The following is a 12,798-nucleotide window of genomic DNA, read 5'->3' on the forward strand; positions in this document are numbered from 1 at the left end:
TCTCTTTGTCACATTTTGTTACCTACTGCAATCATCATTTTAGCCTATATCACTTGCTTTTTTTCAACAAAAATTCAAACCAGACTTCACTAAAAACATTCAATCGGAGCTTACAAATTAAAACTCATTCCAAATTCAACCCCATGCGAAAGTTCATGAAACTTTTGCAGCTTGTAGCCAGCAAAAACACTTGTTCTCTCAGAAAGTGGAAGATTAATACCAGAACCTATTTGATAAGAAAAAAATTCTTCTACGTCTGGCCCTTGATTTTCTGAAAGAGGAATTTTAGCAACTCCTCCTACACCAAAAGTAACATAAGGAGTAATATCTGTATTTTCAAATTTATAATGATAATGAAGCTTTGTCATAAGTCCCGCGTCTAAAATCCCTTCACTCATAACAAGTTTAACTGCAGGACCAAATGAAATTTTAATGCTATCTGTACAATGATAGCCAAGATCATAATTAATACCAAGCATACCATACGACGAAGAGGTGTAGGTTCTATCTTTAACCCAATCAACTCCAAAAGACGGTGCTGACAAAGAACAGCAAGCCAACAAAGTAAGTAACCTTTTCATTTTTATCCTCCAAAGATTAATATATGCATATACAAGCATATAAATATTAAAAATAGTATAAATTGCAAGTAAAAAATTGGAATTATTTTATTTTTTTTGTTATTTGTCTTTCTCTTGCAATTGCCAGACTTCCCTTTGGCACATCTTTGACTACAACGCTACCTGCTGCAACTAGAGAGTCATCATGAACATTAAGCGGTGCAATTAATGAACTATTGGCACCAATAAAACAATTGCTTCCAATATTTGTTCTATGTTTCTTTTTCCCATCATAATTACAAATAACGGTACCTGCACCTATGTTACTCCCCTGCCCTACCTGAGTATTTCCTATATAACTTAAATGCTTTATCTTAGTATTTATACCTATATCACTTGCTTTTGTTTCAACAAAATTACCTATGATTGCACCATCACCTATTGTTGTATTTTCACATTTGGCAAATGGACCAACCCTAACACCAGATCCTATTTTTACTCCAGGACCAAAAAAAACGTATGGGTAAACAATCGAATCCATACCAATTTGCGTATCAAGAGAGAAGAAAACAGTTTCTGGAGCAACAAGCGTTACTCCAGAGTTAGTGAAAAACTTTCTTTTTTCTTCTTGAAAGTAAAACTCGGCCGTTGCAAGGTCATTCCTATTATTTATGCCAGTTGCCTCCTCCTCATCAGCAATAACATAGCCGACATTTAAATTACTCTTTACTGCAATGGCAACGATATCGGTCAAGTAATATTCATGAGCTTGGTTATTACACTCTATTTTCTCCACCAATTCACGTAGATTCTTTTCACGTGCAACCATTATTCCGGCATTAGCAAGAAATTCCTCATCATTATTTCTACCATTTTGTGCTTCTACGATTTCTCTTAGGGAGCCGTTCTCAATAATTAGTCTACCGTATCCTTTATTATTAGTTTGAAACCCAAGACAAACTAAAGCATTGCTCTCTCCTAAGCAGCTTATCATTTTAGTTATTGTGCTGCTTTTTATTAGTGGAGTATCCCCATACTGCACAACAACTATATCTGACAATTCTTTCAGGTTTCTCATTGCAATTTTGACTGCATCCCCTGTACCGAGCGTTGACTCTTGTGTAATTAGTTTTATACCCTCAAAGCATTTCAGCCTTTGAGTTAAAGGCAAATCGACTACAATAACTATTTTTTCAGGATTCAGCTGCTTTGCATTGTAAATGACATGCTCAAGCATGGAGAAATTACCTATTTTGTGCAGAACCTTAGGCAAGCTTGAATTCATTCGTTTACCATGCCCAGCAGCAAGTACAACAAATGTATAAGATTTATTTGTCACTTATCTTAAAGACAAAAAATGAAAACCATAATGGTTGAGCCAACTAACTCTATTGTCGTAAAAGCTCCTTAGATCACTAATTTGATATTTCAGCATTGCTAGCCTTTCTATACCAATCCCAAATGCAAAGCCACTGTATTTAGTGTGATCTATTCCAACATTTTGAAATACATTTGGATGCGTCATACCGCATCCCAGTACTTCTATCCATTTACTACCTTTATAACTTATGTCCACTTCTGCAGAAGGCTCGGTAAAAGGGAAAAAACTATTACGAAAGCGTATTTTTAGACCTTTATCTCCGAAAAATTTACTAAGGAAGCGATGAATAGTAAATTTTAATTGGCCCATATTGACATTTTCATTAACATAAAGCCCTTCTATCTGATGAAACATAGGAGTGTGAGTTGCATCAAAGTCGTTTCTGTATACTCTACCAGGAGATACGATTTTAATCGGAAAAGTTTTCGCTTTTTCCATAGCTCTGATCTCCACAGATGAGGTATGAGTGCGCAGCACCATTCTTTTATCGTTTATTTTATTCTTTAAGTAGAAGGTATCTTGCTCCTCTCGCGCAGGATGATGACTTGGAGTATTTAGCGCATCAAACACGTGAAATTCATCTTCAATATCAGGACCATCAACTGCTTTGAAGCCCATATGTGCAAAAATGAGCTTTACTTCACTTATAACTTTGCTCAGTGGATGAATCTTGCCAATTCTTTCTGGTCTGACAGGCAGTGTGATATCAACTGCTTCATTTTGCAGTTTTAACTTAACTTCTTTATCTTTTAGTTCATTTTTTTTGCTTGTTATAAGCTGGTCTATCTTATTGCGTAAAACATTAATCACTGCACCTAGGTCGCGTTTTTCTCCTGCATCATCTATATTCTTTAAGTCATCGAAATAAGCTTTTACTACACCCTTTCTCCCCAAGTATGACAACCTAACTTTTTCTAAATCCTGCAAAGAAGAAGCATTTTCAATCTCAGAAACTGCCTTATCTTCAAGTAAAGGTATTTCACTTATTAGCTCTTTATTCACCTTAAAAACACTAGCTTAAACTTTCATTATAGTGCAATCTTTAATATCATCAATAAAACTATTTGGATAAAAAGGTGTCATGCGAGTACTCTCCTTCTTGTCATTCCAGTGCGTGACACTGGAATTCAGGAATTTTATTAGGTTGGTAAGCATAAAAGTAGCCGTTTTATGTTAAAATACAACGTTTTGATGATCATGAAAAAACTGGATGCCAGTGTCTGGGCACTGGCATGACATCATCTTTTTTATCAGATGCATATGAAATCAGCGCTTTCTTTCTTGTCATCCCAGTGCTTGACACTGGGATCCATAACAGGTAGTAAGAAGTGCTGGAATAACATGTCTATAGGACTCCTAACTAATTAAAATATTAAGAAATTTACCAAGGAAAAAAAAGGCAAAAGAATCCCCCAGTAGTGAGTTTTGACCCTATAATAATGTAATTTGGCATTGTAATAATGTGCTAACGCTTATTTAAAGCGCGTTTTGGCTGAATGTAGAAAAAATAAAAAAGACATGCAGCCGCTATAATTTTATGTAATTTGCCAATAAATATCTGAGTTTTTTACTGAATTTTGTTATTAAATCTGCAGAGATTAAAAACAAGGATAAATACTCTTATTGTCATGATAAGGAAACTGATGAGGTTTGTAAAGTAACTTCTTCTGCTCTTATTGAATCCAACGCGCCGCTGTTATGCAAGGGCGCTATAATTATTAATTTATTGACTAATTATATCTTTTTATTAAAATTATATTAATAAATTAAAAAACTAGAAACATGCACAGTAGTAATATCACAACTCCATGGGAGCAAACAAAAAATTCATTTAAGTCTTTTATAGATAAGTCTAAAAAAACCATACATACAGCAGCTTCCGAAATTCAAAATAAGGTAACACATGAGATAGAAGATTTCTCTAAGTCCTTTAAAAAAGATTGTGAAAACATAAAGGAAGATGTTACTAACCTTAATACCACACTACAGAAACAAGCAAAGAATTTATTTAAAAATAAAGCTCAATACACAGAAAAAAATCTCACCAAAGTTGGAGCTGAGAAAAAATATGAGGTAGAAGATTTACCTAAATTTTTCAAAGATAAATCTAAAGAGATAGGCAAAGTATTTTCCAATGAAGTAATAGAAATCAGCACTATTCGCTCAAGAAGTGTTACAAGCGATACACAAGAATTTTCATTTAAGATCAAGCTGCTAACAGAGGTAAACCCTAATACAATATTACCTCAAATAAAACATTTAATTGACTTTTTTAAAACCTGCCTTTCTCAGGAGAGAAACTTCACAGCCAATATAAAAGTACCAAAAGAAAGCGAAGAACTACACAACAACTACCATAAAGCTAATAAAACTGTAGAAGAATTCATAAGTAATGCTTCAATTCAAATCCTTCTGCAGGGCATAACAATAACGCTACAAACAGACGTTAAAAACATCAACCTCGTTAGCTTGCAACAAATCGAGATATTCTTGAATAAGGAGCTAAAACGTGTGGAAAAAACTAAAAATGAGGAGCAAAGTCAAGATACGTTACAAGCAGAAGAAACTGAAAATAAAAACGAAAATGTGGTTGAAAAAAGGAACAAGCAAGATAAACAAATTGTGCAAGGTTCGTTTGGCTACAATATAGTAAGTAACAGAAAGCAAATTACACGCGCACCAGTAATTGTTGCTGCAATGCATGAAAATATTTCCTGGTTTAGGTCTCTTTTTCAGCCATTCAATTTTTTTAATACGGCACAATTCTTTTTCCCACAACTGCCCAAATTTTCTATACAGAGTAACAATATGCCACCTGGTGTTATTCCAGCACTTGACCAAAAAGAAAAAGAACCAGTGTTAGACACTCGGATAACAGAGGGTAGTATAGGAAATTTAGTCCCTCAAGAAACAGAGCGGGATATAGGTCAAATTAGGTCACACACAGATTATTTTAAGGCTAATAGAAAAAAGGAATCCGAAAAGCAGGCTAAAGAATCACTGAGAGAAGAAAAACAATCAACCATAAAACAAGCTCAATTTGATGCTAGAGTAGCCATGATATATCATTTGGCTGAGCACAAGGGAAAAAAACTCGATGAAATATTCGTAAAAGTAGTAAGTGAATATAAAAATCAAGATCCAGAAATATTTCACAATATTTTCAACTCAATGTTTAATATTATTTATTTCCAAGATAAACAACTACATGAAGTATTAGAACCAGATGAGATATCAGAAGCATTAGAAATGCTGAAGATACCACAAACAGCAGGCAAATCTTCTTTTCCAAAAGAGTATTTACACAAGCAAGTATATAGAAAAAAAGAGCAGTTGATTAAATTAGTTTCAGGCCAACCTTCTCCACAGCCTAAAAATGTTTCTCATGAAATTTTACCAAGCAAAGCTGTAGACCATTTACCAAAAACAAATGAAGCTAAAACTCGATTGCCTACTAATATTAGGCTCAAATCACCATTAAAAGCTATGTTTTCTTCGAAAGAGACTTATTTTTGTCTATTTTTAGTAGCAGCTTCTATATCAGCACTCTGCCTATGGCACTTGCCGCTGGGAAAAGTGTCAATTTTAAAGGAATTGGTGCCAACAGAAAAAAGGGAAAGTATCGGTCTAACATTAAACATAGGGTTACCAATATTAATTACACTGTGCGTTTTGAACCTGGCTTACTTTCTATATTCTGAATATTCTGTAGAATCTATTGAGCAGATAAGTAAAAAAGATCTTCCTTTGCGCACCTAACAAATAAGATCTTTTGTGATATAATTATTTATTTTATTGCATGTTTAAAGGAATTATCAAAGATATTGGCACTATAACTGATATCACTATCCACCCTAACTCTGATCAAATCTTCCATATTGAGACACAAAATTTATCCTCTATAAACAAAGGAGATTCAATATCCTGCTCCGGAGTGTGTTTAACTGTTGTCAACATAATGAGCAATGTATTCACAGTTCAAGTATCTCAAGAAACCATGAAGGTTTCTAACTTAAATACGTGGAAAACAGGGAAAAAAATAAACCTAGAACAAGCAATGAAACTGAGTGACAGAATTGACGGCCACTTGGTTCAGGGTCATGTGGATGACACAACAGAAATTTTAACAATCAATCAAAATTTAGAATCTCATGAAATCAGACTATCATGCCCACAAGAATTAATTAAATTTGTTGCAAAAAAAGGTTCTGTAACGCTAGATGGAGTTTCCCTTACAGTAAATTCAGTTGCCGATCAAGAATTCACTGTGAATATCATTCCCTATACATGGAAAAACACAACTTTTCAGCATAATAAAATAGGTAATTACCTAAATTTAGAAGTTGATATGATTGCTCGGTACTTAGACCAGCTGATAAAATATCAACACAATTAATTTTACAACTTTGTTATTTACAACTATTATATCTTGAAAATCATATAGATACAAAATATGTTTTTCGATAGCCTAATTATCTTTATTATTGTCTTGTGTGTAATAATATCGATAACTAGAGGTTTTATAAAAGAGCTATGTGCATTAATGTTCTTGCTCTTATCAGTCTTTTTGACAGCCAATTACTATGATTTTTTTATTATAAATTATAGTAAGTATTTTGACTCTAAAGTTACACAAAAGATACTTTCTACAATCTCTGTATTTATCATACTTAATCTTACATTCATGACAATGAATAACTGGCTAATGTACATATTATCACCTATAAGGTTGGGATTAATGGATAGAGTTACTGGAATGTTTGTCGGAGCACTTAGAGGAATATTGCTTTCTTATGTACTATTTTTTGCTGTGCACTTATATTGCCACACAGTATACGATAAAAAAGAGGGAGAGTCTAAAATAGACGCAGAAGACATATTGCCCAATTGGATAATAAATTCACACTCTTATCAGGCTTTATTTGTGACAACAGAAGAAGTAATTAACATGTATGTACCAGAGTCATTGATACTAAAAATAAAAGAGATCGGTGAGGAAATGGTTGATCAAGAAAAATCTCAAAACAATAAAGAAAAGTGAGTGTTCATTTTCTATAGCTAAATTAGCTTAGACAGCTGTTATCCACAGCAGTGCGCCATAGGTTAACAATTCCTATTACTAATCAAACAAAACTGCAAACATTGACGAATAAGTAAATCATCAAAAAAATTTAAATGTATAATTTTAGTTCATCAATGTAATAAAACAAAACTTTTTTAGTGAGTTCAAAATCTTCTAAGGTATTTCCTTCACATCTTGCTGTTATGCAGTTTTGCGTATTTGATACTCTAAGAAGCCACCAACCTTTATCATCAGTTACCTTAATTCCATCAAGCTCTGAAAATACAATGTTTTGCTGCTTTAGTGTCTCCTTGATTGATTCAATTATTTGAAATTTTTTCTCATCCTTCACCACAATTTTCACTTCATGAGTGATATATAACTTTGGTAAATCTTCAATCGCCTCAGATAGGCTTTGGTTTTTCTTAAGTAAAATGTCAATGGCTTTAATAGCAGAATATAGTCCATCATCAAAACCTAACTCAGAAAAGAAAAAATGCCCACTGAGTTCACCGGCAAACTTGGCCCCTTCTTCTACCATCTTTTTCTTAACTAGTGAGTGTCCAGTGGCACAGGTAATTATTTGCCCTCCTAATTTGCTAACGAAATCATGCACTTTCATACTCATTTTTACGTTGGCAATAACTTTGCTTTTTGGGTATTCCGCCAATACTTCACGTGAAAAAATCATAAACAAGTGATCATTGGAAACAACATTACCTTTATTATCAATCAAGCGTACCCTATCACCATCACCATCAAGTGCAATACCAAGATCACATTTATCTTTCTTGACAATACTGATTAACTGAGCAAGATTTTTTTCTTCTATGGGATCTGGGTCATGCAGTGGAAACGTCCCATCTATAGAGTTATTGGTTATGATGTGTATATGACTTGGTAAAACTTTTTCAATATACCTTACAATTGTTGGACTATTGCCAAAATCCCAGGCTATCTTTAGCTTGCGTGTAGTATTATTTTTTAGTGCATTTTTTAATATGTGAATGTATTCACTATATGTATTCGTGTTAATTAAGCTTCCAATTTTCGTGCTGTTTTTAATTGTACTGCCTATAATTTCCTTCATTTCTTGATCTGAGTAAACTTTTTTACTACTGAAAAATTTAAAGCCGTTATATTCTCTGGGGTTATGAGAAGCAGTGATCATAATCCCAAGATCTACCTGCATTGTTGCAGCGTAGAGCATAGGTGAAGAACAGAGCCCAACGCGTATAACATTTGCACCGGATAAAATTAAGCCTCTGATTAATTCTTTTTCTATACTTGGTGAATCTATCCTGCTGTCATAGCCTACACAAACGTTAGCTGCAGTTTGACCAAATTTTCTGCCTATTTCATACCCATCACTGATCTGCAGGTCTCTGCCTACCACACCTCTAATATCGTATTTTCTTATAATAGTATTGTCCATACTGCACTTCTTGGAGTGGTTAATATATAACATTCCCGCCAAATACTCAAGTTTATTTAACTATAAGATTAGTTGATTTTTTAAGAAAATATGCTAATATTATAACACAGTTCTCTAAAAATAGAAATTATGCCAAAAGAAAACTTATTTATAGCTGAAAATCAAGATTTAGATGTAGATGAGCAAAAGAAAAATGATATTTTAAGTTTCATTGAATCTTGCAACAATTTTCAGGATTTTATAAAAAAACTAGAGGAAGAAAACTTAATTTGGTATTTTATTGGCCCTTTACACAAAGATAAGGACATTAAAGAACAGATAAATTTAAAGTGGGAAAATGAGTTTCAAAAGTTTGAGCAATCAATAACTGCAACACATAAAAAATTTGAAGAATCTCTACCAGGTGAAAATTTCTTAGTATATACAACAAAAGATAATGACTTTAAAATTAGGTTTGAAAATAAAGAAAAACCAATAGAGATTAGCGCCCTTTTAAGAGCCAGCGACGAAGGTAAGGTTTATAACCTATCTTTGGGGAAAGATAGTCAAATAACTGCAACCAAAAAAGGCAGCGAAAGGCATTATGATTTTACTGGTTCAAGCTCATGTGAGATGACCATTAACTGGCAAGCTAAGGATTCTAAAGACAATAGCATAGATTGTAGCATGACTGTAGAAGTAAATTCTAAGGGCATAAAAAGAGTGATTGGTGAACCAAAATTTGGAGGAATAACGAGTTCAGAAGAAGCATTAAAATTAGTTGAGCAGAATAAAGAAGTTTTTATCAATGGCAAAACTCTATATCAAACTTTCACTGACATGGTCAAAAGTGTGAACAATCAGCAAACACCAGCAGAGGAAACATTTACAAAAAATTCACCACAGTCAGCTACACCAAGTAGCAGTGGATATTCCTCTCCTGATTCGCGTAGAAGTTCTTTTTCCGCTGAGAGGGAAATTGGTGATGAAGAGTCTGAAATCACTCATGAATACATTGACAACGGTTACGATCAACAAAAAATGCACAAAGATTATTACAGAAAGTATGAGCCAGAGGGATTAAAAGGTGTAGGTGAGACTATAAATGAAATTAACAAACTTGCAAAGCAGCGTGATGATCTAATCTCGGAACGTGATTACCTGAGAAATGAAATTAACGAACAACAGGAAGCAATGCGTGAAAGAGATCAAAAAATCGAGGAACAAGATGCTTCTATTAAGTCACTTACAGAGAAACTCAAAAAATCAGAAGAGCTTAATCAAAAGATAGAAAAGGAAGGTGGTACAGGAATAAGAACACTAAATGAGGGAAAGCAAGATCTGGAAAAAGAATTCACAAGACTTAAAGATGAATTGAAAAGAAAGGAAAAAGAGTTAGCTGAAAAGGATCAAGACATTAAGAAATTAGAACTAGAGGTAAACGTACTAAAACAAAGTAAAAAAGATAAAAATGCTAGAATAACAGATTTAATTAATCAATTGAAAGATAAAGAAAATGAAAATGAGATTCAGTCAACAAATAGAATAAATGAGGAACTACAGAAAAAATTGGATCAAGGTGAGACTGAACTAAGTAAGTTGAAAGAAGAAAACACAGAGCTGATAAATATTACAAAAAGAATACTGGAAACAGATAATAATGAAAAGCTGTTGGTAGAAAAATTGAAGGAAAAAATCGATAATTTGGTTAAAGAATTAAATGAAGTAAACATAAAAAACAAAGATTTAGAGGGGGAATTAGAGAGAAAAAACGAAGATTTAGAGAGGAAAATTCGACAACTTGAACCTGGAAGATCACTTGCGGATGAGATGAGTGAAGTAACTACGAAAGTAGCTACTTCAACTCAAACTGAAGCTAAATATGAAAGTAGAGGAATCCAGGCAAGTAATCACGAAACTACAGTTCCTAAAACACAAGACCAAGGTACACAAGCTGCGGATAAATCTTCAAGCAAAAGAATTAGTAAATTAGGAAAGGAAAATAAAAGTTTGGCTAGGGACAAACTCACTGCCATTAAGTTAAGGAAAAGTGATGAACTGTATTATAAAATCAGGTAAGATTCACAAATTAAAAGAAGTAATGACATGAGTAAAAAAAAGAATAATCATGTTTATAAAAAATAAATTGATGAGTTTAAACTTTATAAACGCACACAGAGCATCCTCAAAAGACTTCTCACGAAAAAGAAAGCTGCCCTTCGTTAATGTATTTCTCCTGATTTTTAGAAAGAGTGTAAAGTCATTACAAGTGATGCTTAATGAGTTTGTTCTGCATACAAGAAAAGATTATACAATTACGGCAAGTGCATTTACTCAAGCAAGAAAGAAGCTAAAACATACTGCGTTTTCAGAGTTAAATGATGATATAGTTTCCCTATACTACCAAGATCAGGAATTTAAAACCCACCATGGCTTCAGAGTACTTGCATTTGATGCTTCAATACTGATTCTGCCAAAGAGCGACAAAATAATAGGTGAGTTTAGCTCAAGAGCAGTATGGAATGGAATCCAGAGATTTGAAGACTATACAAGTGCAACCTTTGAAGTTTGTTACGATGTGCTAAATAATATTGCAATAAAATCTGTGCTAAGTAGAGGTGACAGCTATGAGGTTGATTTAGCAATCGGTATGCTTGAATCCATAAAATCAGACGATTTGTTAATCTGTGATAGAGGATACGTATCTTATCGATTTCTTGCTGAGCTTACAGGAAGGAAAATCAATTATATAATTCGCTGTTCAAGTTCGTCTTTCAATGAAATAAACGCTATGTTTAAGCCGGAAAGCCCATCTAGTACGGTGGTAGTGTCTACCGCACCTATTAAAGTAGCAAGACAGCTACGAAAGCTAGGATTACCTGATGAGATGAAATTCAGGTTAGTCAAAATAATACTTTCTTCTGGCGAAGTTGAAGTGTTAGTAACATCTCTGTTAGATGAGAAACGTTTTACAGTTGAAGAGTTTGAGAGATTATATTACTTGCGCTGGGGAGTAGAAACATTTTTTTCTAGGCTGAAGGGAAGATTAAATTTAGAGAATTTCACAGGAAAAAGTATTGAAACTATCAAGCAGGATTTTTGGTCAACTATCTTCATCAGTAATCTAGAAAGTATCATGATAGAAGATGATGAAGAGACATTGAGCTCACAGAATAGTAAACTAAAAAAAAGCATCAATAAATCTGTCTCATTTAATGCGATTAAAAACTTAGCCTTTGATATTTTTTCTACAGAGTCAGACATAGACTGCATTATGGATCGACTATCACAGTTATTTTTGATGAACACTTTAGTGGTGAGAAAAGGGAGAAGAGTTGATCGTCATAAGATATCTGATATTCGTTCACTCAACTACCAGAAAAGAGCTAGAAAACATGTGTTTTAAATTCAAGATATCTTTTCAGTATCATTGCATTAGTACATTCTTTGCAAAATAACCTGCAATTATTACTTTTTTAAATAACTTGCACTTTTCAGACTCCCTTTTCTTAAAAATTCACCCTAGTATTTACCATAATTATCAATCACTTCAAATTTTTTGTCCAATCTTAACTTCTCTTTCCCTTAACTTAATGGCAGTGGGTCTGATCTTACCCCCTCCGTTAAATTAAGTTGGTCTATTATCTGATTCATGTAGTCGAAAACTAATTGTAACTTTATTCCATACTTAGTATTGCTTTCATAGCCACTGTAGCTAGTACCATAACCTTTATACATCTCTTCCATACTGTTAGGTAGAGTAATATAGCTACTGTCCAATAATTTAACACTATTAAATTGCTGTAAGATTTTGCAATCAACTTGCAAGATATTTTTAAAGAGAATCACAGATTCATTATACATCCTTTTCATAAATTCCACTGCTTCTTCAGTAAATCTAAAATCCAAACCTTGTTTTGTTATATCTATCGAGTCCTCGTTTAGTAATTGACACATTGTTTCTACGCTACAATTATCAACTCCTATATTACCCAAGACCATGGCTTTTACGAATGATGAACCTTTTAGCTTTCTCTTTCTTTTTATAAACCTTGTTGTAATTGAGATTTTCTCTGCTTTTTCATTAAAAAATTCTTTGAGCTTTTTTGATAAGCTAGTTATTTTATTCATTGGTTCTCTCACTAAAAGTATATCTGGGAGAACTTATACCTTATTATTCTATCTCTTTCATACCTTTATTTCCTTAACTTGACGCGTATGGTTTATTTAACACTCCCGAGAAATAAGATTATGCTATTTTTTTAATGAAATTTCTTGAGTGGTAGATTATTTTTTACAGCTCTAGCTTAGGTAGCTGTCACTACCTGAAATGTAACAAATAAAATACCAATCTTTAAATATTGCTATATTTCACGATAGT

General features: G+C 33.2%; 9 protein-coding genes and 1 pseudogene. 5 read left to right on the forward strand and 5 right to left on the reverse strand.

Translation table 11 applies throughout. The features are described from left to right. Positions 1 to 110: 110 nt before the first annotated feature. From ABWU45_RS06820 to pheS, 3 genes are all read right to left on the reverse strand, one after another. Positions 111 to 581, reverse strand: coding sequence for a P44/Msp2 family outer membrane protein (locus tag ABWU45_RS06820; protein ID WP_353278312.1), 471 nt, complete (start codon positions 579 to 581; stop codon positions 111 to 113). A gap of 82 nt (positions 582 to 663) precedes the next feature. Continuing rightward, the gene (locus ABWU45_RS06825; RefSeq protein ID WP_353278313.1) at positions 664 to 1,899 is read right to left on the reverse strand and encodes an NTP transferase domain-containing protein; all 1,236 of its coding nucleotides are present in this window, start codon (positions 1,897 to 1,899) and stop codon (positions 664 to 666) included. Beyond that, the gene (pheS, locus tag ABWU45_RS06830) at positions 1,900 to 2,943 is read right to left on the reverse strand and encodes a phenylalanine--tRNA ligase subunit alpha (protein ID WP_353278314.1); all 1,044 of its coding nucleotides are present in this window, start codon (positions 2,941 to 2,943) and stop codon (positions 1,900 to 1,902) included. A 780-nt stretch (positions 2,944 to 3,723) separates the two neighbouring features. Between pheS and ABWU45_RS06835 the strand changes: the two genes are divergently transcribed. From ABWU45_RS06835 to ABWU45_RS06845, 3 genes are read left to right on the forward strand one after another with little or no spacing between them, the layout of a single operon-like run. After that, positions 3,724 to 5,700 carry a hypothetical protein gene (locus ABWU45_RS06835; RefSeq protein ID WP_353278315.1) on the forward strand — a complete coding sequence of 659 codons (1,977 nt, stop codon included), beginning with the start codon at positions 3,724 to 3,726 and terminating at the stop codon, positions 5,698 to 5,700. 40 nt (positions 5,701 to 5,740) lie between these two features. Then, on the forward strand, positions 5,741 to 6,337 hold the full coding sequence (locus ABWU45_RS06840; protein WP_353278316.1) for a riboflavin synthase: 597 nt from the start codon (positions 5,741 to 5,743) through the stop codon (positions 6,335 to 6,337). Positions 6,338 to 6,394: 57 nt separating this feature from the next. Next, positions 6,395 to 6,982: a CvpA family protein gene (locus tag ABWU45_RS06845; protein ID WP_353278317.1), complete on the forward strand. Its 588-nt coding sequence runs from the start codon at positions 6,395 to 6,397 to the stop codon at positions 6,980 to 6,982. Between the two features lie 130 nt (positions 6,983 to 7,112). On the opposite strand, the gene ABWU45_RS06850 is transcribed toward ABWU45_RS06845, so the two are convergent. Further along, on the reverse strand, positions 7,113 to 8,438 hold the full coding sequence (locus tag ABWU45_RS06850) for a phosphomannomutase/phosphoglucomutase (protein WP_353278318.1): 1,326 nt from the start codon (positions 8,436 to 8,438) through the stop codon (positions 7,113 to 7,115). 129 nt (positions 8,439 to 8,567) lie between these two features. On the opposite strand from ABWU45_RS06850, the gene ABWU45_RS06855 reads away from it, so the two are divergent. Both ABWU45_RS06855 and ABWU45_RS06860 read left to right on the forward strand, forming a co-directional pair. Next, positions 8,568 to 10,496 (forward strand): hypothetical protein, encoded by a 1,929-nt coding sequence (locus tag ABWU45_RS06855; RefSeq protein ID WP_353278319.1) that lies wholly within the window; start codon positions 8,568 to 8,570, stop codon positions 10,494 to 10,496. Between the two features lie 49 nt (positions 10,497 to 10,545). Further along, positions 10,546 to 11,823, forward strand: a complete 1,278-nt coding sequence (locus tag ABWU45_RS06860) for an IS4 family transposase (protein WP_353277994.1) — start codon at positions 10,546 to 10,548, stop codon at positions 11,821 to 11,823. Between the two features lie 197 nt (positions 11,824 to 12,020). On the opposite strand, the pseudogene ABWU45_RS06865 reads toward ABWU45_RS06860, so the two are convergent. Next, a pseudogene (locus ABWU45_RS06865) lies at positions 12,021 to 12,560 on the reverse strand (IS4 family transposase); the annotation flags it as partial. Between the last annotated feature and the right edge of the window lie 238 nt (positions 12,561 to 12,798).

It is taken from the genome of Wolbachia endosymbiont (group B) of Longitarsus flavicornis (assembly GCF_964028135.1).
Taxonomy (GTDB): domain Bacteria; phylum Pseudomonadota; class Alphaproteobacteria; order Rickettsiales; family Anaplasmataceae; genus Wolbachia.